Here is a 25,338-nt window from a genome sequence, read left to right on the forward strand (position 1 = left end):
CGATAGCGACATTGATGAGCCAATATTCCAGAAATTGTTTTTGTAAGCGGTTATTTTTAATTCATTAATGCTTATTAATTAAACAAAATATACTGTAATAGAGTTGATCAAGATCAAGCGTATAGCTTCTTTGTGAGCCTAAACTTATTAGTATTAACCCTCCATTGCAAACCTGTTTTTGTTAGGGGATAAAATGAATTTTAAAGACTATTACACGGTGTTGGGCATCGATCCGCAAGCGGATGTTAAAGCGGTAAAAGCTGCTTATAAAAAGCTGGCGGTAAAATATCACCCCGATGTCAGTAAGCATGATGATGCCGAGGCAAAATTTAAAGAAATTGGTGAAGCTTATGCAATATTGAGCAATGCTAAAAAGCGTGCTGAATATGATGAAGTACGTCATCATCATCTCAATAGGTCACAACACAACTACGCAGGTCAAGCTGGCGCCAGTGCTGGTCAACATTGGGGACAACAGGAAAGCGACCCTCAGAGCGATCAAGAATTTGCTGATTTCTTTAATTCAATTTTTGGGGCTCGGCATTCAGGTTTTGACCCTAACCAACAACATCATGGTCGTCAATCTCACCACGCTAAAGGCCAGGATATCGAAATGGATTTTCCGATGTTTCTAGAAGAAACATTGACCGATACCCTTAAGCCAGTCTCGTTTACCCTGCAACAACGCGATGCTCATGGTCATGTTGTTGAACATCCTAAATCCTTAAAAGTGAACATTCCTGCCGGTGTGAGTAATGGTGAACGTATTCGCCTAAAAGGCCAAGGCGGACCTGGGCAAACCAAAGCCGATAATGGCGATTTGTATTTAAAAATTCGTTATGCGCCGCATCCTTTATTTGATGTTGATGGTCGAAACTTGACTATTGTGGTGCCAGTGGCGCCCTGGGAAGCGGTATTAGGTACCAAGGTTAAACTGCCTACCTTAACCGGGCATATTCAATTGAGTATTCCAGCGAATAGTCAATCTGGGCAGCGATTACGCATAAAAGGTAAAGGGTTATTGAGTAAAAAAGAACAGGGCGACTTATTTGCCGTGCTTAAAATCGTGGTGCCGACAGTATCAGACGTGACAAGTAACCATTTGTGGACTGAATTAGCTGAAAAAAATACATTCGACCCTCGTGCCAGTTGGAGTAAATAGCGATGCTGCAGATTAATATAAGCGAACAAGATTGTTGGTTGAGTAGTGACGAATTGTGTGAGTGCAGCGACATTAGCTCGGCATTATTACTTGAGCTTGTCGAGCACAGCATTGCGATTCCGCAGCAGGGCGAGGTAATAGAGCAATGGCAATTTAGTGTTGAGAATTTACATCAAGTTAAAAAAGCCACGCGCATTCAACGTGATTTGGCGCTCGACTGGAGTGGTATTGGTTTAATTTTACAATTACTCGATGAAAGAGACCAACTCGAGCATGAAGTACATAGGTTAAAACAGCAATTAAGTCGATTTAAAGCTTAGGCGATTCTTATCGTGACAGTCGCTCATGACACTCAATATCTTGAAGATTGTCGATGGCTCTAGGTTTAAGCCTTGATTCTATAACGATTAGGCAATAATCGATAACCTCTATTTACACGTTTTAACTTATATAAAATTAACCAGCAAAGGGCAACAGGCCAGAGTGAATTGTGATTTATTACTACAATAAATCAGCTGTTTAAATAAGTCTTAACCTTAATTAAATCTGAAATTATCAGTTGTTTTTGCTAAAATCCCACCAGGAAATTATATCGACCTTCACTTTTTGAGTGTCAGGTCGTTCTAAAAAGAGGTTTTATGATGATGAATAAGGACAAGTACAGTATAGATAATACCGATTATACTGTCGGACAAGATAACATCCAAAAATGGGGTTTTGATATACACAACGCCGTCTTTGGGATTAGTGCAGGTTTAATTCTTGCTTTTTTAATTGCTATATTAGTCATTGACCCGGCTACATCAAAAGAGTTTTTAGACGGTTTAAAATGGCAAATTATTGGTACATTTGACAGTGTATTTATGTGGTCGGCAAATATTTTTGTGGTTTTTTGCTTAGCATTAATCGTTTCTCCTTTTGGTAAGATCCGCTTAGGCGGAGATGGTGCAAAAGCAGATTATTCAAGGCTTTCTTGGATTGCGATGCTGTTCGCTGCAGGTATGGGAATTGGTTTGATGTTTTGGGGGGTTGCAGAGCCCTTAGCCTATTACACTGGTTGGTATGAAACACCGTTGAATGTGGCAGCTAATACGCCAGAGGCTGCTGAACTAGCACTGGGTGCAACCATGTTCCACTGGGGATTACACCCTTGGTCAATTTATGGTGTGGTTGCCTTGTCTATGGCTTTCTTTGCTTTTAACAAAGGGTTGCCACTTTCAATTCGTTCGGCTTTTTATCCAATTTTGGGTGATCGTACATGGGGCTGGCCTGGGCATATCATTGATATTTTCGCCGTATTAGCCACATTATTTGGTCTTGCAACGTCATTAGGTTTAGGTGCTCAACAAGCCGCTGGTGGATTCCAACATGTGTTTGGTATTGAAGGTTCGCTTACTTTACAAATTACGATTATTACAGGTGTCACTTTGCTTGCAGTGATTTCGGTAGTGCGTGGGCTTGAAGGCGGTGTAAAAGTCATCAGTAACATTAATATGTTTCTTGCTTTTGCCTTACTTGTTTTCGTTGCACTGGTGACTTTCGCTATATCAATGGGGACAATACCTACAACGGTAATGGGTTATATTAAGAATATTATCCCGCTAAGTAACCCAATTGGTCGAGAAGATGAAGCTTGGATGCATGGCTGGACCGTCTTCTATTGGGCTTGGTGGATTTCATGGTCACCATTTGTAGGCATGTTTATTGCTCGTATTTCTCGCGGTCGTACAGTTCGTGAGTTCCTTGCCACTGTATTGATCGTACCTACTGTGGTGACTATTTTATGGATGTCTGTATTTGGTGGTGTTGCCATTGAACAAGTTATTGATAAAGTAGGGATCTTAGGTGATAAGGGCTTAACTGCCGTTCCACTGGCGATGTTCGAGATGTTTGATGCGTTACCTTTAGGTAATCTGTTATCAATGTTGGCCGTGATATTGGTTTTGGTTTTCTTTATTACGTCTTCTGATTCGGGCTCTTTAGTTATCGACAGTATTACTGCTGGCGGTAAAATTGATGCTCCGATCCCACAACGTATTTTTTGGGCTGTGATAGAAGGGGCCATTGCTGCAGTATTACTTTGGGTCGGTGGTACTCAGGCGGTTGAGGCATTACAAGCTGGAGCTATTTCTACGGGACTTCCGTTTACTATTATCTTATTGCTAATGTGCGTTAGTTTGATAATGGGAATGCGTACCGAAAAACATAATAAAAGATAATTTTTATATTTGTAAAAAAGCCGATGATTCATTCACCGGCTTTTTTTTATGCATTGGATTTAGGTTAACATTAAACCCATAATTTTTTGATCGCAGTATCTGGACTAAAGTGATACTTAATTTGTGCCTGCAGTAATTCTGCCGTGGCAATCGCATCGGTTAATGCATCGTGAGGCGCGTAAGCGGGTAAGTTATAACGTTCACGACTATTCGCTAACCGAATTGAATGTGGACGCTTTGGTTTAAAGAAATTCAATAAACCCTGAGATTTCGCTCGGTGCAAATTGGCTTCAATTTGCATGGTATCTATTACCGGAAAAACAATTCCTTCATTGATTAATAAGCGTAACGTGTGATTAAGAAAATCACGCTCAATATGTCGATAATGTACCACGACCACTTTACCTGCCAGTTGATCTAAAAGTTGTCCTAAAATCAATAATATATCAGGAGCATCTTGTAAATCTGAGTGGGTGATGCCGTGAATAATAATGGAGTTTTCTTGCAGCTTGTCTTGTGGATTGAGATACCACTGTTTTGCTTTACGGCAAAAAATACGCTGTAACGTAAAGGGCACTAAACCAATGCTAATGATGCTATTTTGCTCTGAGTCTAAGCCGGTAGTTTCAAAGTCTAGCGCCACAAAGTCAATTTCACTTAATGGTGTTTCATTGTGATAAGTGCCAGCATGGTAAAAATCAAACAAGCGTCGATCTTTACTGTTTTGCATTTTTAATTCGAGAAAGGCTTGCCAGTTTAAAATCTCCGATTTACTGAAATGAGTCATGAGTTAGCCTTTAACGTTTGTTAGAACTGTAGCGATATTTCAAAAAGTTCTGCGCATTACTTAACACTAAAAATGCATCTTTAAGATTACGACGTTCAAAATCAGACATATTTTCTGGTTCAATATTATTATCAGGTTCAATCCCTGATTCAATATCGGATGATTGGTGACGCAGGCGTACCAACGAGATAAGCTCCATTGCGTGTTGTAAATCTTCACCCTTTGAATTGGGTAAAATACCCGCGTCGATAATATCTTCTAAGCGTTCAAATGAGTTTTGCGATTGTGAGCCGATAGCTAGGGCATGTACTCGGATCAAGTCGGCTAATGGCGCCGTGCCACGACGTTTTAAATTGATGGAGTTGTTATGACGACCATCTTTTTCCATCACAAAGTCTTTAAAAAATCCCAGCGGTGGGGTGCGGTTAAGTGCGTTGTGCGCCAGACAAGCTAAAAAGCGATTGTTTTTCTTGGCTTTGTTCAAGATAAATGCATTTAATTGTTCAGCCCATTTAACCCGACCATAAACCCCGGTTAGATCGAAAAATATAGAGCAATTTAACAAGGCTTGCGGGTTTGGTTTTTCTATCCAATCACCAAAACATGCTTCCCATTCTGAGCGAGTTTTACGGTACTCTGGATTACTGGCCATAATATCGCCAGTGCAATAACTGTAACCGCAAGCGGCTAACCCATCACATACAAAGTCGGCTAACTTTGCAAAATACTCACCGTGCACTGCGGCTTTATAACTATTATCCAAAATAATGGCATTGTCTTGATCGGTTACCATCAGTTGCTCATCGCGAGCCATTGACCCCAGCGCTAAAAAGCAATATGGAATCGGTGGTGGGCCAAATTTTTCTTCTGCAAGTTCTAATAGTCGCTGCTTAAAGTTACGGCCGATTTCAGACATTGCCCGTCCGACCATATGTGAGTTGGCATCTTCATTCACCATGCGCACAAAACAACTTTTTAACTGCGAAGATAACAACACTAAATCTTCGCAACTTTTCTGCTGAAAGATACTGCTGACAAATAACAAACTATTTTGCGACTCGTAACGGATAATATCGGCTACTTCAATCAGGCCTATGGGGATTTTATTTTTAAGAATAGGCAGATGATCAATTTTATTGCGAAGCATCAGTAGCATAGCTTCAAAGATGTATGCGTTATGATCCAGTGAAATTAAACCGATCGACATGACTTGTGAAATAGGACTGTCTACATTAACCCCCGCAGCAATAACCTTTGCGCAGAGATCATGTTCGGTAATAATCCCCACAAAATTACTGTCTTGTTGATCTTCTATATCTGGGTCATTAATTAATACCGCCGAAATATTCTCTTCGGTCATTATCTTGGCAACGGCTTGGATGGTGCTATTACAAGGCAGAACAACAGGCTCTCTAGTGAGTAACGTTTTGACTTTAGAGGTGGTAAGTGCATTAGCATCAACGGTTTTGCCCTTTACTGCTTGTTTTAAGCGAGTGGTATCCTCTGCCTCAACAAAATCTGCAAAATCGTCATAGTTTTCACATAAGTCATTGAACACCGATTCTGGAATGCAGTATACAAGGGTATCTTTTACCGCTTTGGCCGGGAAGCGCACTTTATTATTGGTCAATAAGCCCATTTGGCCAAATAATTGCCCCTGATCAAGACGATTATAGAGCTCACCTTTACGACGATATAACTCTACGACACCACTGCGGATCATATAAAGTTCAGTAATCCTGTCATTAAAGTTAACAATCATACTATCAGTACGGAAATAAGAGATCTCAACACTTTTGGCAACGTCAATTAAGACTTGTTCTGGAAGCTGATCAAAGGGAGCATACTGAGCAATAAAGCTCTGAATTTCGAGTACTTCGGCTGTCATGAATAGACCTGTTAATGTGTGATGACTGAAACTTTGTTTATAGCGATGTTGATATTATACGAGTAAATAACGCAACATGGGGATTTATCGTGTTATTGAATATTTTGCAGTAAAACAGCGTTCAATATCGAACAAACTTGAGGCTTAATTTACCTTTATTGTTAACAATAAACCAAAGCTCCCCTGACCAAGACAGACTATCGATAACATGGAAGGCACGAATGGCTATCACTGTGCGAGGTTGCCGCTTTTGATAAAATCATTGTTTATTTATTGTTCGCTATCCATTGGGTTATTGAGGTGCGTCAAGGTTTTATGGAAATATTTGACTTAGATTTATTATGTGAGTGTTATTTTATTTAACGGTTAGTTAGCTGATGAGTTCTGTGCTAACACAACATGAGACAATCTTATGACAAACTTTCCTGAACGTTATAAAGAACTCAGTACCTGGATGGATAAACTCGGGGTGGCTATTCCTCAGACCATGAAAGGGTTTTCTGAACTGCATAAGGCATCTATTGCTCCTGGAGCATTGGACAGTAAAACCAAAGAGCTTATAGCCCTTGGTATAGCGATCACGGTTAGATGCGAAGGGTGTATAGCCTTTCATGTACATGACGCTTTGCAGGCAGGTGCTAGTAAAGAAGAAATTGTTGAAACCGTGTCAGTAGCCATACTGATGGGTGGTGGCCCCGCTATGGTTTATGGTATTGAAGCCATGCAAGCCGTGAGTCAATATCAACAGCAGGGGTGATAACTTAATACTCAGAATTCAACAACACAGTAAAAACTGAATTAACCATAGTTGATTAACGAGTCGATTCTTGTGTGGGTTTTCCGAGCAGTGTTAAATTGTGTAGGAGAATAGTGATGGGTACAGTCAAAAGTGAAACAAGTCATCATCAACCTCTCGAAGATGTCATCAAAGATGCGGTTGAGGCTGATAATAATATTAGGGAAGAGGTTCGTCGTATTACCCTTAACGTATTGAGTGACGGTAAGTTAAATATTGATGAGATTACTCAAGTGACTTACCGCATGGTCAAAGGAGCCGGTTTAGGGGCTGTTATTCATGGGCCTGATGGTCGAAACAAATTGGCAAATGCTGTTGCGGGTCTTGATGATGCATTATGCTCTGCCGCAGAAGCATCCAAATTAGCCATTGAAGAAGCCAGCTCCCACGTCAAAACATTCAATAAACAAGATTTGCAGCACGCTATAAAAGACCTTAATGACTTTGAAAGTATGTATTTAGAGACGTTAAAAGACGTGGCTAAAGAGACAAGTGAGACAGTGTCGGAAACTCTCAATGATTTAGTTCGTCATGGTCGTTTAACTGGCACAGGCATTGGCCAAAAAGCAACAGAAACGGCTAAACTGTTAAATGAGCAACTCAGTGAACGATTAAGCGAAACGGTTTCAGCTGGCGTTGATTCTGCATCGAAAGTCACCAGTAACCTTGCATATGCGGCGGCAGGCTTTCTTGAGGCGATTGCACAAACCTTGGATAAAAAAATAACCTCTACCTCTTCAGAAAACGAACATAAATAGATAGGTGAGCCATGCTGTGGGAGACGCTAAGTACTGCACGAGATATTGGCCGACTGAATGAACTCGCTTCGGTCTTGATCCGTTATGGTTTCGGTGATGTGCTGCGCAGACTGGGTTTGGCAAATATCGTTAACGATGCCGGTAAAGCATTGAATTGGAAGCATACTCCAGGTATCACCAATCTAGAATCTCCCGTTAGGTTTTGCAATGCATTGACCGAAATGGGGCCCACTTTTATTAAGCTCGGCCAGATCCTCGCGACACGTTCAGATTTGTTTTCTTCTGAATGGACAACTGAGTTTAAAAAGTTACAAAATCAAGTACCTTCGGTGCCATTTGATTTAATCATTGAACAATTACAACACGATTTAGGTTGTAGTCCACACGACGCTTTTGCCGAGTTTGATCCAACCCCTTTTGCCGCAGCATCTATTGCCCAAGTTCATCGAGCTCGATTACAAGATGGTACTGAGGTGATTGTTAAGGTGCGCAGACCGGGCATTCAAGCATCAATGGAAGCTGATTTGCGTTTACTTGCGCGTATTGCTGAGTTAATGGAGTCTGAGTCAACCGCGTTACGCCGTTTTAAACCGCGTGAAGTCGTTCGTCAATTTACCCATTCTTTGCGGCGGGAATTGGATTTATTAGCCGAGTGCCGCAACGCTGAAAGAATCGCCAAAAATTTTGAAGGTGATCCTAATATTGTTATCCCTAAAATGTATTGGCAGTGGTGCAGTGAGCGTGTCAACGTTCAACAATTTATTGATGGTATTCCTGGCCAAGATATTACAGCAGTGGAGCAGGCGGGTTTAGACAGAAAACGCTTAGCCCATTATGGAGGACAAGCGGCATTAAAAATGATTTTAATTGATGGTTTTTATCATGCAGATCCTCATCAAGGTAATATTTTTTATTTGCCAGAAAATCACATTGCTTTTATTGATTTTGGTTTGGTGGGACGCTTATCTTTTGAGCGCCGTCATCAAGTAGTCACATTGTTACATAGCATGGTTGAGTTAGATGCACCTCGAGTTGTGGAAGTGTTGCTCGATTGGGCTGGCGACCTTCCGTTAAATTGTCAACATTTGAGTTTTGAAGTTGAAGAGTTTATTGATAAATATCACGGTGTGTCATTAAAAAGCGTCCATTTAGGCATGATGCTGACAGAGCTGATGTCACTGCTCAGAGAGCATGGGCTTAGCTTACCTCCTGATATCATTATTTTGATTAAAGCCTTGATAATACTTGAAAGTGTTGCGCAGCAGTTAGACCCTGAGTTTAATATGGTGTCTGAAGCAAAGCCTTTATTACATCAGCTTATGTTAGAGCGGACCGCCCCCGATGCCATCGCCAAAAGAGGTTGGCAAGCCATTGTCGACGCCACAGAATTATTAACTGGATTACCGCAAGATTTACAACAATTGTTACGTTCAGCACGTAGAGGAAGATTCCAGTTCCATGTTGATATAACACGGTTAAAAACCTTTGGAAATCAACTTGACCGAGCCGCTAGCAGGGTGGCGATTGGAAATGTGGTTGCGGCGATGATTATTGGATCATCTATCGTCATGACAGTTGAAGGCGGTCCAACATTATTTGGCATATTGGGGTTTATAAGTGCGCTAGCGGGGGGAATATGGTTGTTGTTTTCTATCTGGTCTAGTGGACGGTGGAAATAAATTGATTTTAATCGTCAGCACCCTCGCAAACGATAACAATAGATAAAGATGTCCTGCCAAATTACTTCCAATAGTGTAAGCCGACAATCCAGCAATCTGACAATCCCATAATCCTATAATCCAACAATCCCATAATCCTATAATCCCATCATTCCGCGAACCGACAATACAGCCGTAGACATTGATAAACCATTGCACATAAACAACAGTAAATCACTGGGGGTAAAAAGACTAAAAATCAATAAATAACTAAAATATGATTAAAATTAGAAATTTACAGAAATAGTGTCAAATATAGTCTATATAGTTAGCAGTTCTTTAAATGGAGAGTAAAGATGAACCTTAAAAGTCGCGGGAAGCTACTGCTATTAACAATGTTACCACTATTCCTTATAACCTTACTTGTTACTATCACTTTTTATTTGAATCTCACTTCAGATTTTGAATGCCAAGCAATTGATTATAAAGAGGAATTGGTTGCAATAAATCAAACTTTCCTGAAAGCCAACTTGCGTTTGGGTCGTACCGCCATTAAAGCTCTTTATGACGCCGATGTGAATGGGAATAATAAACAACAGGCTAAGATCATCCTTAAAAATATGCGCTTTGCCGATGATGGCTATTTTTTTGCTTATGATTCCTCAGGGCTCAATACTCTGCACGCCATAAAACCTGAGTTAGAAGGTAAAAACTTATACGGTCTAAAAGATGAAAATGGGGTGCCAGTCATTGCCGGATTAATTGACGCGGCAACCAAGGGCGATGGATTCCTCAATTTTTCATGGAATAAACCCTCCATTAATGCCCTGGCACCAAAACTGGGGTATGCCGAGTACTTAGATAAATGGGATTGGGTATTGGGCACGGGCATTTATGTTGATGACGTTGATAAGCAAGTTGCTCAATACATCGAACAGCGGCAAACCTTGTTAGAGAAAGATTTGAGTTTTGCTATTATGGTTGCCATTTTGGGGTTAGTTATTACCGCTGTGATTGTGATTATTGTGGTTAATCGCTCTCTTATCCCGTTAAGTTCAATGCTAGATAAGCTCAAAGAAATTGCGCATGGTAATGGTGACTTAACCGGTCGCCTGCAAACTCAAGGTAAGGATGAAGTTGCTGAGCTTGGTGATGCATTCAATCAGTTTATGGATACGTTACAACCTCTTATAGCTGAGGTAAAAAACAGCTCGGTTGCAGTACAACAAGCGGCTAAAAGCCTAGATTCACAAACCAGTAACTCTGTGAAAACCATGCATATGCATAGCCAAGAAACCGAAAAAGTGGTGTCGGCGATTACTGAGATGTCCGCAACAGCGAAGGAAGTTGCCAATAATACCAATACGACGTCAGTTGCCATTAGCGCCGCTAATAATGAGATAAGTAGTGCTCAACAAGAAGTATTTAAAGCGATTGAAAGTATTAATCAGCTTGTTTCAGAGGTGAACACCACCTCTGATGCGATAAAATCATTAAGTGACCAAACAGATCGCATTACCAGTGTGACTGATGTTATTGGTAGTATTGCAGAACAAACTAATCTTTTGGCACTGAACGCTGCAATTGAAGCGGCTAGAGCGGGCGAGCAAGGGCGAGGCTTTGCGGTTGTTGCAGATGAAGTCCGCACTCTGGCAAGCAGAACCCAAGCCAGTACCCAAGAAATTAATGAGATGCTGATTAATTTGCAAGTGGGTGTTAAAGACGCCGTGACCACAATGTCTACTAGCCAACAACGCGGCGAACAAACAATCCAAGACTCATCTGTCATACAAACACGACTATCCGACATCCAAAAAGTGGTTGCTGACATTCATGATATGGGGATGCAAACTGCAGCTGCTGCAGAAGAACAGAGTGTTGTGGCTGAAGATATCACGACTAACCTGACCCATATCCAAGAGATTGTGTTTGAATTGAATGATGACTTAGAGAAAGCCGCAACAATTAGCTCTTCATTGGCCAATTCAGGTAGTCAATTAAATGAGTTGGTTGGACATTTTAAAACATAATATTCATCAGTTTATTAAGCTCGTGCAAGTAAAAATGTAACCCCCATATGATGAGTCATGATATGGGGGTACTGAAATGAGAACATGGCCATATATGGCTTGGTTTTGATAAGCTGTTATGTGCTTTAACAGTAATACCTTAAAGTTTGCAACAAACAAAGTAGCTGTTAAGTTGTTAGTTGCTTCAATCAACTCTTGATGGTGGTGATTATGAAAATATGCAATAAAAAAAGTACAGCTATTAGTCTTATGTGGGCGACGGCTATTTTATCGGCAGCTATTTTAGATGCCCCACAATTTTTAACATTGGTGATACTCCCTGTTCTAGGGTTCATGTCAGTAACCATGTTGAATAAAACAAACAATGCTTAAATCAAGCTGTTTTTGGGTTTATAGCGAATAAAAGTACATAACACATTTGAACCTCCTGCCAGTGATATAGATGGGCGAGCATACTTGCTTATGCAGGGTATTTGACTCGTTTGCCGTCAAAGTAAAATCAATTAACCATTCATCGACTTAGCATGTCGGTGAACGGTCAAATCGTCGTGCGCTTAGCAATAAAAGCAGGCAAACACACACATAGTGACTCTCTTAGCGCAATTTCGTTAAAAATCAAGATACTGCCTAGCGCTATTCATTCCGTTGAAATGTACAAATAATGGCATGTATGGTTTTGATTGGCATAGTTTAGTTAGGTTATTGAAAGGGACATTATTCATATACCCACACTAATAATGGGTATATTATGGTTAAAAAATAAGCTTTGCATTTTCATCTCGTCAGTTTATGTGGTTGGCTTTACGATGAGGTTGCTAAGTGAGTAAATGGTGGCCGTGTGTTACATCATTATGCTATTGAGGTTTCGCTGTTAGAGAGCCTATAAATTGAGCGTTTGTAGATTTAGCTTCTTAACATTAGGATTTTAAAAAAAATATCGACCTCACTCGGCTATTTTAACTAAACGGACACATCATCATTCCCCCATTAAACTTGTATAAGTTTTAAGGTGGTATTTATGTATACCGTTAGATTTTCTTCGTTATGTCGTAATATTTTACTGATGTTGAGTTGTTGTTTCACTTTGTTTGCTTGTAACGGGGGAGATGATACCAGCTCACCAGCTGATGATACTGCGGTCGTTGATCCCGGGGCCAATGACCCAAGCAACGAACCGTTACCGACACTTTCAGTACCTGCAACGTTAACCGTAGAGGAGCAACAGGAGCCAATAGGTGTTGCAATAACCTTGTCAACGGCAACATCGACCTCAGTCACTGTTAATTACCGCCTATTGAGCGATTCGGCACTGGCTGAGAGTGACTTTGTCGCTGCAACACAGAGTATTACATTTGATATCGGCGAAATAGAGAAAATAATTTCAGTCCAGTTGATTGATGATTTAATTAATGAGCCGCTAGAGCGTTTTTCTCTTGAGATTTTTGCAGCATCTGGCGCAACCATTTCCTCAAGCATCAGTTTGATTTCGATTATTGCCAATGATGATTATGACTTTCCTGAACGTATAGAATTTGATGCTGCATGGGATGTAAACGGTGCCTTTGCTCCGGCATCATCGTGTGGAAATTGCCATCAAGGTGCAAATGATAGTAGTGGCGTATTAAGGCTGCCACAAACGGCGACAGGTAAAGATATTAGCCCTTATGCAGGCTGGCAGCATGATGCAATGGCGCACGCACTTAATGATCCGTACTACTTAGCTGTTGTTGAGGAAGAAACCCTTCATTTTCCAGATCTTAAAGGCACGATAGAAGATAAATGCCTCAGTTGCCACGCCCCCATGGCACATTATACCGCCCACCTTACCGAGACCAATTTAACTTTGGACAACTGCGTTCGCACAGATGGTTGTTATGGTATGGATGTTGCTCAATTGAATATGACCGCTCGTGAAGGGGTGAGTTGTACCTTATGTCATCAAATCGACCCTGTGACCGTGTCACCGACGGTTGCAGAGAAAGTCACCATTAATACAGAACTGCTATCTATCTACGGGCCTTATGATGACGTTGTTCGCGGAGCAATGCGAAATAATACTCAATATGAAGTGAAAGGTGGCGCTCATATGCAAGGGTCTAGTTTGTGCGCCGTTTGTCATAACTTAAAAGCGCCTTCAATAGACATTAACAATGACCAATTATTGAGTACCACCCTTGTAGAACAAGCTCCCTACACCGAATGGTTAAACAGTACGTTTAATGAAGGCAATGATGAAGATAAGCAATGCCAGACTTGTCATATGCCGCAAATCACAGACTATGAAACTCAGATTGCGACCACGGCAAATGGCAACGCAAATGCCAATTGGCCTGTAAGAACTGAGTATTCTCAACACCAGTTTTTAGGCGGTAATACTTCTTTGCCACAGCTATTGCGAGATTATGATGAACAATTGGGTATTGCCAATTCAACGTCAGAGACGGGATTTGACGATGTGATTGCGAGAAACCGCAAATTTCTAACGAGTCATGCCGCAAGTGTCGAATTAACGTCAGTCGATGTGCAAAATAGCGAGCTCACATTTGATGTTAAAGTGGTAAACCACAGCGGCCATAAACTACCAACGAGTTTTCCGAGTCGTCGTGTTTGGCTTTCTGTCACCGTTTCTGATCCACAAGATAATATTTTATTCAGTTCGGGCGTTCCGTCTGCATTCGGCGCTATTGCAGTTGATGCTTTTCAAGCAAGCGATGACTGTGTGCTGGCAAGCAATATCGCCGACAACAATGATGCATGCTATTCGCATCACATAGATACTGTTACTTCGAGTCAACAGATCCCGGTATATGAATCGGTGATGGCCGACAGTAACCAACACGTAACCTATGTTTTGCTGCACGGCGTGAATTACCTTAAGGACAATCGCATTCCTCCCGAAGGATTTAGTACATCAAGTGAGCGTTATAATTCAGAGGTGGCAATCATTGGTGCTGCGAACCAAGATCCTGACTTTAACCGCGAAAACAGTGAACAAGGTAGTGGTAGTGATGTGGTTCATTATCAATTAGATTGGTCTGGTTTGGCCGATAACGAACTGACCGTGGACGTTAAATTGTATTACCAGAGTATTAAACCCGCATTTATCACTGGTATGACGCATCACGGTGATAAAGTCGATCAGTTTAAATGGATGGCAGCGCAGCATCCGCCTCAACCAGAAGTGTTAGCTTCGACAACAACACACTTGAGTTATTAATGTATGGCTCGGTTCTGTTACAGTTCGGTTTTGTAAGCTGTTAGTAATCCATTGAAAATAAATATTATATTTTAAATTTATATTTTTTTTCATTAACAATATTGTACAGAGCCAAGCAAGTGAAATAGCCGTTTGGGGAAGATACTATAGTGCTCATTTGGGGTGATATAGTGACTTTTACTTTATGAGTGATGTTTTCTCTGGTGAAAAACAGACGAACAGCAGAACATTAAAATCAGAATCGTAGTTGTACATTTAAGGCGAAAATTGAAGAGGGCAATTCTATTTGATTTTGCTAAACCTGATAGCACCAATAATGCGACCAAATCATCTTGGGACTTTGTATGCTGGGTAATCCATCTAACTCAAGTTGCTTGAGCTCATTTAAGCTGAGTTGTTGTACATTACCGCTAAATAGCGCTTGGGTGCTCCGCTCTGCACTGGCTAAGCCTTCATCACCATGAACAAAGCGTGTCATTTGCTGTGCAAGAATGCGTTGTGCTTGAGGTTTCGCTTGGCTGATATTGTCTTGTTGTCCTTCAAATCCTGATATTAACCATGAATGCCTTTATTTCCAACGACTACATCATTGATTTAATGTGTAGATTACTTTAGGTTAACAACGACTAAATGCGGTTTTTGAGTTGCTTGAGTTATTTTATTCAATCACCGAATAAACATATTTATTTCACAGGTACCTGCATCAATAAAGCCCTGCAAACAAGTGGCGTCATAAAGCACCCCAATACAACAGAGTTAAATACTGTCTCAAGGACGAAAAAATGAATATCGTTAATCTCGACAATATGGATGTGAAAGGCATCTCGATACGGACAGATAACTTATCTGAAATGTCACCCTCTACAGCCAAAATTGGTGCGCTTTGGCAACAGTTTTATGAACAGTTAGCTGCAAGCCTCACTCAAGGCTCAAATGTATTCGGTCTTTATACCCATTATGAGTCAGATCACATGGGGAGCTTTGATGTTGTAGCATGTTCAGACAAACTAACAGTTGGAGATCTTGCGTCATTTCAGATTCAATCTGGTGAGTATTTGGTGTTTAAAGGTACAGGAGAAATGCCTCAAGCCATTATCGATTTATGGGGCGAGGTTTGGGAATATTTTGATAATGATACTTGTCAACTGACAAGGGCTTATACAACAGACTTTGAACACTATATCAATGAAAATGAAGTAGAACTCTTTATCTCTGTTAAGCATGCTTAAGCGAGTGCATTTGAGCTCGAGCCTCTTGAGTTATTGTTTATCGACATAGGAGGTCATTTGGACACTGTGGATTTTTTATAACCATAACTGGCTGATATTTACAGTAGTCATGCCGCGGTCAATTGCCATCAGCGACACAATTTGGCTTGTCGATGTTGTAGAGGAAAATAGATGTTTACGATTGTGATAGGCCATTTTTTAGGCATGATAGTGACGATGCTGTTTCTCAGAAATGTCGCGATTATTTCAACAGGCCCTGAGAGTCAGTTCTTGACATATTTGGGGCTAGTGTGTCTGCTAATCTTTTTAGAATATCAGTTAGTTAACAGTTTAAGGCGAGGCCACATTTATTTTCGTGGTTCGATAGATAAATTTGACGGTGCTAAATTTACTCAATGTCAGTTAGCATACTCTTTTCAAGCGGGTCTTTTCATCATGATTATATTGCGCAATCTATTGGCTTAATCTTCCCGATATACTCAATTAATGAGTGCGTATTTATGTTTCAAAGCGTCGGTATGGCAATCTTTAGATTTTGCAAGCAGTATAGATTCAAAGCACGTTAGGTTGCATAGTTATGTCACATACTTTTTGATCGCGACATTCATTATTGTTCGATTGTTTACTTAAAGGGATTTATGAATAAATTTATTGTGTGTTTATTTATTTTATTCTTATCTGCCTGTACAACCATGCCAAAACCGCAGGTAGAGAATAACTTTAAAGTTGAGTTTGGTCTCATCATTGAAGCAGATGGTGCTTATGCAATTAATCCTAACCTCAAAATATTATCAAAAGATGGCATACCTCTTAATCAATTTGGGGCTAGAGTTGAAAATTTAGAAAAATCAAGTTATTCATTGGGTTACTATATTTTTAAGTTTAATAATACAACACAGACTTATGAAGAATTTGCAGTTGATGGTTACTGGCTCATTAAGCCTCCTAGCAATTCAGACTATGAAGCTATTTTATTTGAAGATAAAAAGCGCTTCTTTCCAGGTGCGTATCAGTTTGTCATCATCGTTGAAGAGGAAATTCTGCAAGCCATAGAGTTTGAAGTGGTAGATATCGGCCATTAGGCTCATCTATTTAAGTTAAGACCTATCTTATTTCTTCTGATTATCGGAACTAGTCACTTGAGCTAAAATGCATTAATCCAAATCAATAGGGGAGTAGTATCTGCGATATGGTGTAGAATAGGCTATCAGAATAAGCCGCTAGTGATGCTCTAGGAGCATTTGTGGCATGCCGTTTTAAATTTTTTAATGTAAACGAGATTTTAATGTCAAACGTAACTCCCCTCGAGCTAAATGGCTTTGTACAAGAATGCGCTAACGCGTTAAAAAACAACACATTACAACGTTTAGTGTTTTCTAAATACCGTGGCGACGATAAAGAGCTTAATCGTATTGCTGTACGCAGCGTAGAGCTTAAGGGTCAACGTCTTGCATCTTGTTTATATGAATATCGCACCAATCACATTACTAAAAATGTTGAGCAAACAGATGCCAGCAGCCTTTTCCTACAATGGTTAGGGCGGGACTTTCAAAGTGCACATTTAATCACTCATGAGTGGGAAGTGCAGTTGAGTATCAGTAAAAAAGGCAAAGTGTTAATCAATAAATACCGCAATAAAAATGCGCCAAAAACCAACGACAAGCAAACTAGCACCGATGACACATTGTCACACAATCGGGCCAAAAATCGCTTTGTTGAACAAGACCGTCCTTACTTACGCGAGCTAGGTATTACCGATGCAAAAGGCGAGATTATTCCGTCAATGTCGCGTAAGTGGAAACAAATTAATAAATTTATTGAAGTATTATCGCGGGCCATCGATAACACTGGCTTAGCCGATAAAAATGAAGTGCACATTGCTGATTTTGGTTCGGGTAAGGCCTATTTAACCTTTGCCGTGCATGACTATTTTATTGATAAGTTGCAGGTGAACACCCAGGTAACAGGAGTCGAGTTACGCCAGGGGTTAGTTGATTTATGCAATCAAACTGCGGCAAAGCTAGCGTTAACCGGGATTAAGTTTGAACAGGGCGATGTACAGCACTTTAAAGCTCAAGGCATTAACATCATGATTGCCTTGCATGCGTGTGATATTGCGACTGATTATGCGCTGCATATGGGGATCCGCACTGGAGCTGAAATTATTATGTGTTCGCCATGTTGTCACAAACAAATTCGCCCACAAATGCAAAGCCCACAGCTGCTTGCACCATTATTGCAACATGGTATTCATTTAGGTCAAGAAGCCGAAATGGTCACCGATGGCTTACGCGCACTCTTACTTGAAGCACACGGTTACGACACCCAGGTATTTGAGTTTATTTCACTCGAGCACACCAGCAAAAACAAAATGATTTTAGCGCAAAAACGTAAGCAACCACGTGATAATAGCGCAATTTTAAAGCAAATTGCTGACATTAAAGCGTTTTATGGCATTAAAGAACAATGCTTAGAAACCTTGTTAGGCTAAGTGATTAATGTTTGTGGTTGGTAGGGAGGTTGTCGCTTTTATTAGTCGGTCAACCTTTTCAATATCTTGGACCAGGATGGTGCAAGATTTTATGGTGCAACACACTAATAAAAGTAGTTTTTATCCAATATTTATAATGGCTTAGTGTGACTTTAACCACAGTTAGCCATATGTGGTATAGGCATGCTTATAATATAAGCTATGATTATTAAGCCATTTGATGATAGGGAATTTCAAATAAATAATGACAGCCATATTTACTAACATTGAATTTTTAGATGAGGCAACAAAGGATGATGTTGTTGCGTTGATAGCCCAAACTGTCAGCAAAAATGCACAATATATTTTGGTGATCATTGGCAGTCAGTCATCAATATGCATTGAATCAATGCCCGCGATAGCCGCTGCAACGCCCGTCTCCTTAAATGCCTGTGTTATTCCTGGTGTGGTGTTTGGTCAACACTACAGTTATAGCGGCATACTGATACTGGGATTTAAAGGGCCCATCACCAGTCTGCTTATTCCCGATATTGGTGCCAGCCACGAGGTATTGTGCCAACAGTTACAACAGTTTGTGGCGACCAATGGTACTTTGGGTTCTGCAGGTATTTTTGTAGATGGTTTAAGCCATGCTGTTGAACCATTTATTGCCACAGTATATGAAAATTTAGGAAGTGACAGAATTTTAATTGGCGCGGGTGTTGGCGATCTTAATAATCCTTTTAATATGTGTATTGCCAATGAGCAAGGCTGTTATCGCAATGCAGCAATTCTTTTTTGTTATTCTAATTCTTTTAAACTGCAAGTTGAGGGCAAACACGACCTGCCTCAAGTCGCTGGACCATATTTAGTCACCGAAGCCAATGCAAACCTCATTCATAGTTTAAATTATCAACCTGCGGCAGCAGTGTTCAGTGATGCCATTTCAACCGTCAGTGGCGTCAAGATCGCCCAAGATGAGATAGGGCAGTATTTACGCAGTTATCCTTTTGGTTTAAAACAATTAAATGAAGAGTATTTAGTTAGAGATATTATTGCGGTTAAAGGTAATAGCCTTGTGTGCGTGGGTAACGTTGCTGAAAACAGTTTGGTGTATATTCTCAATGCCACCAAGGATGTTTTAATTGCAGCGGCAAGTGATGCAGGAAAGCTGTTTTCACAAAAATTGTTGCCTGCTACGGCAGACCAAATGCGTTTTGTTGTGTTAATTGACTGTATTTCGCGGGCGCTCTATTTAGGTGATGACTATCAATTAGAGTTAGATGCCATTTGTGAACAATTACAACAAGATAAGATACTTACCGGGGTATTATCCATTGGTGAAATTAAAAATACTCGCCAGGGTGCTATTCAGTTTTTAAATAAAACAATAGTGCTGGGGGGCTTGTAAATTGCCAAATTCCTCTATCAATTTAGCCACATTAGAGTTGGTTTCAATCCAGTATGAAATTACTCGCAGCCTCAATGCAAATGATGACTTAAGGTCGCTGTGTCGTCGTTATATGGAGACTTGCATTCGCCGTTTGTCGGTAAAAGCGGCTTATTTGTATATGCCAACACTGGTGGCAGGCGATTTATTTAGCGACAGCGAAGTCAGTCATAGTGATTGGGGCCGGGTGAGTATGCCTAGCATTGCAGCATGTTATCCAGAGCAGATTAGCGCCATTAATACTATTTTTAATCAAGTATTAGCTCAACCAGAAACAGAGCAAGTAGAGACTCAATTCATTGAGCATAATGGTACTTTTTATCAGCTTTTTACTTTATCAAAACAGGCTATTTTTATCCTTGAGCGTAATGAAAGCCCATTGCCGCCTCAGGTGATTAACGCCATAACCCCCGCCGTTAAAGATTTGTTTCATGCATGTCGTGCTTCTTTGCAACACTCCCAAGTGGTAAATGAAGTTGAAAAACGAAAACAAGCCGAGCAACAACTAACCTATATTGCATTTCATGATGAGTTGACCGGTTTACCAAACCGCACGCGGTTAATTAATGTGCTTAACCAACAAATCCAATTATGTGGCCAGCATAATAACTCTGGTGCATTACTTTATATTGATTTAGACAACTTTCGAGATATTAATGATTCGCTTGGGCATCAAGTGGGTGATGACATACTTTGCTTACTGACACAGCGATTACAAGGTATTTGTATTCAAGGGGAAGTTTTAGGCCGTTTTTCAGGTAATGCATTTGTGATTGTGTGCCCAAATCAACTGATGGAGCAGCCATATCTTGATGCGCTGCTGCTTAATGTTCATCAATGTTTTGATGAGCATTATTTGATTGGTAATCGCAGTATTGATGTTAATGCCAGCATTGGTGTGACCTACTTTTCTGCGATTAGTCGCGATGCATATACCGTGTATATGCAGGGCGACCTGGCGATGTCAAAGGCGAAAGTCTCGACAGGGACCAGCTCGGTGTTTTACCAACAAGATATGGAAAAACAAATTCGGCGCCGTTATTTACTGGATGCCGATATGCGTACAGCCTTAGCTCAAAATGACTTTTTTATGGTAGCGCAGCCTCAAGTTAATCAACATGGCGAAATTATTGGCGCCGAGTTACTTATCCGTTGGCAACATGCTGAGCTAGGCTTTATCCCGCCCGATGAATTTATTGCGATTGCTGAAAAGTCTGGTTTTATTATTCCGCTAGGTGAATGGATTTTTGAACAAGCGTGTGTCTGCATTACAACGTTGCAACACCAGCCATTGAAAAAACAAATCAAAGTGGCTATTAATGTCAGCGCTAAACAGTTTTATCAACCAGAGTTTATCCAGCGGGTCAGTGCGTTAATCAGCAAACATAAAATTAAGGTTAGCGACATTGAACTTGAATTAACCGAAAGCGCCATGTTAGAAGATATTCAATTGGCCGTAACCAAAATTGACGCGCTAAAACAAATTGGTTTTGAGCTTTCTATTGATGACTTTGGTACCGGTTATTCATCGTTAAGTTACCTTAAACATTTACCCGTGGATAAAATTAAAATCGATAAGAGCTTTGTGTCACTCATTGATAAGCGTGAGGATAGTCGCGCCATTGTTGAGGCTACCATGCTGATTGCCAGAACCTTTAAATTAGGTTTAATTGCCGAAGGGGTAGAAACTGCGGCTGAAGTGACCACCTTAAGCAACATGGGCTGTAACGAGTTTCAAGGTTATTATTTTCATAAACCGATGGCGATAAATGACTTTATTTCATTGCTGACGACTTGATTAGCAAAAATGACTGACTGATAAAAATAAAAAAGCCATTGAAGAGCAATAGCTTTTTTATTACTCACTCAATAAAAATTATGATTTTGCATGCGTATCTTCTGAGTCTTGTTTAGGTTGCTTTTTAGATGGCTGTGATTTTGATTCGTTATTCTCGGTCACTGCTGCAACTTTTTCACTTTCAGTTTCATCAGTTTCTTCATTGTAAAAATCAGATAACACTTCAGCTAAATGCTCTCGAGAAACTTGTCCTTGCAAATCGCCCTCAGCGTCAACCACTGGAATAGGGAAGTCAGACGCCATCGTGGCTGGGATAATGCCTTCAAGTAACGCATCTGGTGAAATTGGCGGTAGATCTTCTAGCTCAAAATCATCCATCGATGTTTCTTTATCCAGTTTTACCGCATCTTCTAATGCGTCTTGACACACTACACCCTGAAACCCGTCATCATTAACGTAATAGGCGTAGTTATCTGGAATGCGTTTCATTTGTTTGAGCGCATCGCCAATGGTGTCAGCCGTTAACCGATAAGCAGGTGGCTTCATTACGGTTTCAACGGTCAGAGCTCGAGGTCGGTTAACATCTTTTACAAACGCTTCAACATAGTCGTCTGCTGGGTTAAGCAAAATATCAACCGGTTTACCGACTTGCACTAGGTTACCGTCTTTAAGGATTGCAATACGGTCACCAATACGTAGCGCTTCATCTAAATCATGGGTAATAAAAATAATGGTTTTATGTAAGTCTTTTTGTAGTTCAATGAGCTGCTCTTGCATTTCACTGCGGATCAGCGGGTCTAAGGCCGAAAACGCTTCATCCATTAGCAAGATTTCAGCATCAGTACACAATGCTCTTGCTAAGCCGACGCGCTGTTGCTGTCCACCTGAAAGTTGCAATGGGTATTGCGCCTCATAGCCGGCTAGACCAACGGTTTCGAGCCATTTAGTGGCTTTAGCATTTCGAGTGGGTTTGTCGACGCCTTGCACGCTCAAACCGTAAGCGACATTTTCAAGGACATTTTTATGAGGCATTAAACCAAAGCGTTGAAATACCATGGCCATTTTATTACGACGAAACTGCTCTAACTCTTTGATGTTGAGTTTCATTACATCAATGCCTTCAACCAGGATTTGCCCTTCGGTAGGCTCAATCAAGCGGTTAAAGTGGCGGATTAATGTGGATTTACCTGATCCCGACAGCCCCATAATGACAAAGATCTCACCTTTATCGATATCAAGATCAATGGCTTTAAGGCCAACGGTATGTCCGGTTTTTGCCAGGATGTCGTCTTTAGACAAGCCTTCTTTAACCATCGGCATGACACTGGTTGATTTTTTACCAAAGACCTTATACAGATCTTTAATTTGAATAAATGGTTGTGCTGCTGATCCGTTAGTCATGATTTTCACCCTGTATATGTTTCATCGAACGTTTAGCGTATGACTGTGAAACCCGGTCAAAAATAATGGCCAGAGCAACAATCGCTAAACCGTTGAAAAGTCCCAGCGTGAAATACTGGTTAGTAATTGATTTCAGTACAGGTTGACCTAAACCATTAACACCAATCATTGAAGCGATAACCACCATACCTAATGCCATCATAATGGTTTGGTTGATACCGGCCATAATGGTGGGTGAGGCAAGAGGTAATTGCACTCCTAGCAAGCGCTGCATTGGGTTGGCACCATAAGCTGTTGCGGCTTCAAGTACTTCTTTGTCTACTAGGCGAATGCCTAAATTGGTTAAACGAATTACTGGCGGAATTGCATAAATTACTACCGCGATAACCCCAGGAACTTTACCAATACCCAATAACATCACTACAGGGATTAAGTAAACAAATGCTGGCATGGTTTGCATAATGTCGAGTACAGGGGTAACGATTGACTGAGTACGATTACTGCGAGCCATTAAAATACCTATGGGGACCCCAAGTACAATGGCTAAGATTGTACACACAGTGATTATACTGAGGGTGCGCATGGTGTCTTCCCACATGCCTAGGTAGCCTATGAGTAAAAACGAGACTACAACACTTAACGATAATTTCCATGAACGGCTAACCGCATAAACTAGGCCTGTAATACACAGTAATACTGCCCACCAAGGGGATTGGACTAACAGTTTTTCAAACCAAATAAGAAAATCGAGTAGGGGATCAAAAAAAGCTTCAATGCTGTCGCCATACTCACGCGAAAAGTCCAGAAAGGCACTGTCCAAATACTTGCGAATTTCAAGCAAAGTTGAGCGATCCAACTTCGGAAATTTGCTGAACCAAGAAAAGTCAGCCATTACTACCTCTGTTATTTTTATCGGGGTAAGTCAAGAAGGGGCTAAAAAGCGAGGCCGAAACAACTGTTAAGCTGCAAGCCTCGCATAGTTGTTCATTACAAGTTTGATACAGCAGAATCAATTTTAGCCGCAACATCTGCAGGAACCCATTGGCTCCAAATGTCTTTATGGTTAATCATAAACTCTTCTGCAGCTATCTGACCGTCCGCCTGGTTTTCTTCCATCCACGCCAACAGTTGGTTCATTTGAGCATTGGTAAATGAACGTTTGCCAAGGTAGCTAAATGCAAACGTAGACTTTTTAGCAAAGTCTGCAGTTGTGACTGTTTGCACTAATGCCGCTGGATACATGGTGGCTTTTGGTTCTGCACAGTTTTCTTTTGAAATACAGTTACGGAAGTGCTCGATATCGCTTTCGTTAGCAAATTCGACTTTTACCATGTCATATTTACCCAAAATAGCTGTAGGAGCCCAGTAATAACCAAACCAAGGCTGTTGACGCTGATAAGCATGGGCAATAGAACCCGATAACCCAGCACCAGAACCAGGGTTAATTAAATCGAACCCTGCAGCATCAAGTTTTAAGGCGCGATATTGATTGGTGGCGGTGATTTGGCAACCCCATCCTGCAGGGCAACCATAAAAGGCACTGCGCTCCGGATCTTCTGGGTTAGTAAACAGTGAAGCATTAGCAATAATGCCTTCAATCGTTTTTAGGCTTGGGTCTTTATCGACCATGTATTTAGGCACCCAAAATCCTTCTTCGCCACCATTAGCTAATGAATGACCGGCAACGGCTAGGCGTTTTTCGCTAATACCACGCTCCATTAATTCTTTTACATTATTCCACCAGATTTCTGGCGCAATATCGGGCTGACCCTTTTCGACCATAGAGGTACTGGTTGGCATGGTGTCACCTGGTGTGAGTCTGGCTTCGCAACCATATCCATGCTCTAAGATAAAGCGGTCAACATTGGCAATTAATGAAGCAGAGCTCCAATTCATGTCGGCAATGGTAACGGTACCGCATTGTTCTTCTGCTGCGGCTTGAAAGGCGGTGCTGCTGAGCAGTAATCCACCAATTAATAATATGTTTTTCATATAGAGCTCCGTGCCAAAGGTTAGAATTATTGTGAAATTGCGCGGTGTAAATTATTAGAGTTCAAACTAGTTGGTTTGTTGCTAATCAAATCGACTTTTTGTCGCCTTAATATTTCAGCTTAAAAAATACGCTAAAAATGCAATTAAGATGATTTAATCTAACATAATTAAAGCTTATTTAACAAATTTAACCTTTTGTGAGTTTAGGCTTATGTATTTGCTCTATATGATATTAGTTAGTGCTAAATCTATTTTGTTCCGTTCTAAAATGATTATGTGTTAATCATTGTATTATTAACCCAATGTGGCGTGTCATAAATGAGCAATTTGTGTCATCCAAGTGTCCGCGGATCACGGTAAGGGGTACGCGACGACAGTGGCTGAATATAGCGTTTAGTCATAATAGATTAATCAAAGTTAATCCGTATAAGATTCACTCTCTGATAAGCTAAACCTTGAGAAAGCTTAACGGTAATGGATAAC

The 25,338-nt window shown here is 40.7% G+C and carries 19 protein-coding genes; 13 read left to right on the top strand and 6 right to left on the bottom strand.

The genetic code is table 11. The annotated features are described in order from the left end of the window. Positions 1-193: 193 nt before the first annotated feature. From IEY42_RS03930 to IEY42_RS03940, 3 genes are all read left to right on the top strand, one after another. Positions 194-1,162: a DnaJ C-terminal domain-containing protein gene (locus IEY42_RS03930; RefSeq protein WP_188924041.1), complete on the top strand. Its 969-nt coding sequence runs from the start codon at positions 194-196 to the stop codon at positions 1,160-1,162. A gap of 2 nt (positions 1,163-1,164) precedes the next feature. Then, positions 1,165-1,482 carry a chaperone modulator CbpM gene (locus tag IEY42_RS03935; protein ID WP_188924042.1) on the top strand — a complete coding sequence of 106 codons (318 nt, stop codon included), beginning with the start codon at positions 1,165-1,167 and terminating at the stop codon, positions 1,480-1,482. Between the two features lie 318 nt (positions 1,483-1,800). Beyond that, positions 1,801-3,381 carry a BCCT family transporter gene (locus tag IEY42_RS03940; RefSeq protein WP_188924043.1) on the top strand — a complete coding sequence of 527 codons (1,581 nt, stop codon included), beginning with the start codon at positions 1,801-1,803 and terminating at the stop codon, positions 3,379-3,381. 70 nt (positions 3,382-3,451) lie between these two features. Here IEY42_RS03940 and IEY42_RS03945 read toward each other — a convergent pair whose 3' ends face one another. Further along, entirely contained in the window at positions 3,452-4,168 is a 717-nt protein-coding gene (locus IEY42_RS03945) for a 3'-5' exonuclease (RefSeq protein WP_188924044.1), read from the bottom strand. A gap of 10 nt (positions 4,169-4,178) precedes the next feature. Beyond that, entirely contained in the window at positions 4,179-6,056 is a 1,878-nt protein-coding gene (locus IEY42_RS03950; RefSeq protein WP_188924045.1) for a DUF294 nucleotidyltransferase-like domain-containing protein, read from the bottom strand. 412 nt (positions 6,057-6,468) lie between these two features. Between IEY42_RS03950 and IEY42_RS03955 the strand changes: the two genes are divergently transcribed. The 5 genes from IEY42_RS03955 (at position 6,469) to IEY42_RS03975 (ending at position 14,515) form a co-directional block, all read left to right on the top strand. Next, positions 6,469-6,813 carry a carboxymuconolactone decarboxylase family protein gene (locus IEY42_RS03955; protein ID WP_229779906.1) on the top strand — a complete coding sequence of 115 codons (345 nt, stop codon included), beginning with the start codon at positions 6,469-6,471 and terminating at the stop codon, positions 6,811-6,813. A 116-nt stretch (positions 6,814-6,929) separates the two neighbouring features. Continuing rightward, entirely contained in the window at positions 6,930-7,610 is a 681-nt protein-coding gene (locus IEY42_RS03960) for a DUF6781 family protein (RefSeq protein ID WP_188924046.1), read from the top strand. Positions 7,611-7,621: 11 nt separating this feature from the next. Next, on the top strand, positions 7,622-9,289 hold the full coding sequence (locus tag IEY42_RS03965) for an ABC1 kinase family protein (RefSeq protein ID WP_188924047.1): 1,668 nt from the start codon (positions 7,622-7,624) through the stop codon (positions 9,287-9,289). A gap of 335 nt (positions 9,290-9,624) precedes the next feature. Beyond that, positions 9,625-11,298, top strand: a complete 1,674-nt coding sequence (locus tag IEY42_RS03970; protein WP_188924048.1) for a methyl-accepting chemotaxis protein — start codon at positions 9,625-9,627, stop codon at positions 11,296-11,298. A gap of 1,018 nt (positions 11,299-12,316) precedes the next feature. Then, positions 12,317-14,515: a Calx-beta domain-containing protein gene (locus IEY42_RS03975; protein WP_188924049.1), complete on the top strand. Its 2,199-nt coding sequence runs from the start codon at positions 12,317-12,319 to the stop codon at positions 14,513-14,515. Between the two features lie 295 nt (positions 14,516-14,810). On the opposite strand, the gene IEY42_RS03980 is transcribed toward IEY42_RS03975, so the two are convergent. Next, positions 14,811-14,993: a hypothetical protein gene (locus IEY42_RS03980; protein WP_229779907.1), complete on the bottom strand. Its 183-nt coding sequence runs from the start codon at positions 14,991-14,993 to the stop codon at positions 14,811-14,813. Between the two features lie 304 nt (positions 14,994-15,297). Between IEY42_RS03980 and IEY42_RS03985 the strand changes: the two genes are divergently transcribed. From IEY42_RS03985 to IEY42_RS04005, 5 genes are all read left to right on the top strand, one after another. Next, positions 15,298-15,744: a GyrI-like domain-containing protein gene (locus IEY42_RS03985; RefSeq protein ID WP_188924050.1), complete on the top strand. Its 447-nt coding sequence runs from the start codon at positions 15,298-15,300 to the stop codon at positions 15,742-15,744. Between the two features lie 638 nt (positions 15,745-16,382). Next, positions 16,383-16,826: a hypothetical protein gene (locus IEY42_RS03990; RefSeq protein WP_188924051.1), complete on the top strand. Its 444-nt coding sequence runs from the start codon at positions 16,383-16,385 to the stop codon at positions 16,824-16,826. 203 nt (positions 16,827-17,029) lie between these two features. Continuing rightward, complete coding sequence (locus tag IEY42_RS03995; protein ID WP_188924052.1) at positions 17,030-18,235, top strand: class I SAM-dependent methyltransferase; 1,206 nt, start codon at positions 17,030-17,032, stop codon at positions 18,233-18,235. A gap of 244 nt (positions 18,236-18,479) precedes the next feature. Then, complete coding sequence (locus IEY42_RS04000; protein WP_188924053.1) at positions 18,480-19,625, top strand: FIST signal transduction protein; 1,146 nt, start codon at positions 18,480-18,482, stop codon at positions 19,623-19,625. Position 19,626: 1 nt separating this feature from the next. Then, complete coding sequence (locus IEY42_RS04005; protein WP_188924054.1) at positions 19,627-21,462, top strand: putative bifunctional diguanylate cyclase/phosphodiesterase; 1,836 nt, start codon at positions 19,627-19,629, stop codon at positions 21,460-21,462. Between the two features lie 78 nt (positions 21,463-21,540). Here IEY42_RS04005 and IEY42_RS04010 read toward each other — a convergent pair whose 3' ends face one another. The 3 genes from IEY42_RS04010 to IEY42_RS04020 all read right to left on the bottom strand — a co-directional run bounded on the left by IEY42_RS04010 (position 21,541) and on the right by IEY42_RS04020 (position 24,855). Next, complete coding sequence (locus IEY42_RS04010; protein WP_188924055.1) at positions 21,541-22,863, bottom strand: quaternary amine ABC transporter ATP-binding protein; 1,323 nt, start codon at positions 22,861-22,863, stop codon at positions 21,541-21,543. Next, positions 22,856-23,755: an ABC transporter permease gene (locus IEY42_RS04015; RefSeq protein ID WP_188920639.1), complete on the bottom strand. Its 900-nt coding sequence runs from the start codon at positions 23,753-23,755 to the stop codon at positions 22,856-22,858. The genes IEY42_RS04010 and IEY42_RS04015 overlap by 8 nt, the downstream gene beginning before the upstream one ends. 95 nt (positions 23,756-23,850) lie before the next feature. Then, positions 23,851-24,855, bottom strand: a complete 1,005-nt coding sequence (locus tag IEY42_RS04020) for an ABC transporter substrate-binding protein (protein WP_188924056.1) — start codon at positions 24,853-24,855, stop codon at positions 23,851-23,853. Positions 24,856-25,338: the final 483 nt, after the last annotated feature.

Source organism: Shewanella algicola, from assembly GCF_014648035.1.
Lineage (GTDB): Bacteria > Pseudomonadota > Gammaproteobacteria > Enterobacterales > Shewanellaceae > Shewanella > Shewanella algicola.

What these genes read in the sequence shown, in the direction of transcription:
- IEY42_RS04015 (WP_188920639.1), bottom strand. Translation starts at nt 23,755, where the DNA reads ATGGCTGACTTTTCTTGGTTCAGCAAATTTCCGAAGTTGGATCGCTCA.
- IEY42_RS03940 (WP_188924043.1), top strand. Translation starts at nt 1,801, where the DNA reads ATGATGATGAATAAGGACAAGTACAGTATAGATAATACCGATTATACT.
- IEY42_RS03950 (WP_188924045.1), bottom strand. Translation starts at nt 6,056, where the DNA reads ATGACAGCCGAAGTACTCGAAATTCAGAGCTTTATTGCTCAGTATGCT.
- IEY42_RS04000 (WP_188924053.1), top strand. Translation starts at nt 18,480, where the DNA reads ATGACAGCCATATTTACTAACATTGAATTTTTAGATGAGGCAACAAAG.
- IEY42_RS03965 (WP_188924047.1), top strand. Translation starts at nt 7,622, where the DNA reads ATGCTGTGGGAGACGCTAAGTACTGCACGAGATATTGGCCGACTGAAT.
- IEY42_RS03980 (WP_229779907.1), bottom strand. Translation starts at nt 14,993, where the DNA reads ATGACACGCTTTGTTCATGGTGATGAAGGCTTAGCCAGTGCAGAGCGG.
- IEY42_RS03990 (WP_188924051.1), top strand. Translation starts at nt 16,383, where the DNA reads ATGAATAAATTTATTGTGTGTTTATTTATTTTATTCTTATCTGCCTGT.
- IEY42_RS03995 (WP_188924052.1), top strand. Translation starts at nt 17,030, where the DNA reads ATGTCAAACGTAACTCCCCTCGAGCTAAATGGCTTTGTACAAGAATGC.
- IEY42_RS04010 (WP_188924055.1), bottom strand. Translation starts at nt 22,863, where the DNA reads ATGACTAACGGATCAGCAGCACAACCATTTATTCAAATTAAAGATCTG.
- IEY42_RS03970 (WP_188924048.1), top strand. Translation starts at nt 9,625, where the DNA reads ATGAACCTTAAAAGTCGCGGGAAGCTACTGCTATTAACAATGTTACCA.
- IEY42_RS03985 (WP_188924050.1), top strand. Translation starts at nt 15,298, where the DNA reads ATGAATATCGTTAATCTCGACAATATGGATGTGAAAGGCATCTCGATA.
- IEY42_RS03975 (WP_188924049.1), top strand. Translation starts at nt 12,317, where the DNA reads ATGTATACCGTTAGATTTTCTTCGTTATGTCGTAATATTTTACTGATG.
- IEY42_RS04020 (WP_188924056.1), bottom strand. Translation starts at nt 24,855, where the DNA reads ATGAAAAACATATTATTAATTGGTGGATTACTGCTCAGCAGCACCGCC.
- IEY42_RS03960 (WP_188924046.1), top strand. Translation starts at nt 6,930, where the DNA reads ATGGGTACAGTCAAAAGTGAAACAAGTCATCATCAACCTCTCGAAGAT.
- IEY42_RS03930 (WP_188924041.1), top strand. Translation starts at nt 194, where the DNA reads ATGAATTTTAAAGACTATTACACGGTGTTGGGCATCGATCCGCAAGCG.
- IEY42_RS03935 (WP_188924042.1), top strand. Translation starts at nt 1,165, where the DNA reads ATGCTGCAGATTAATATAAGCGAACAAGATTGTTGGTTGAGTAGTGAC.
- IEY42_RS03945 (WP_188924044.1), bottom strand. Translation starts at nt 4,168, where the DNA reads ATGACTCATTTCAGTAAATCGGAGATTTTAAACTGGCAAGCCTTTCTC.
- IEY42_RS03955 (WP_229779906.1), top strand. Translation starts at nt 6,469, where the DNA reads ATGACAAACTTTCCTGAACGTTATAAAGAACTCAGTACCTGGATGGAT.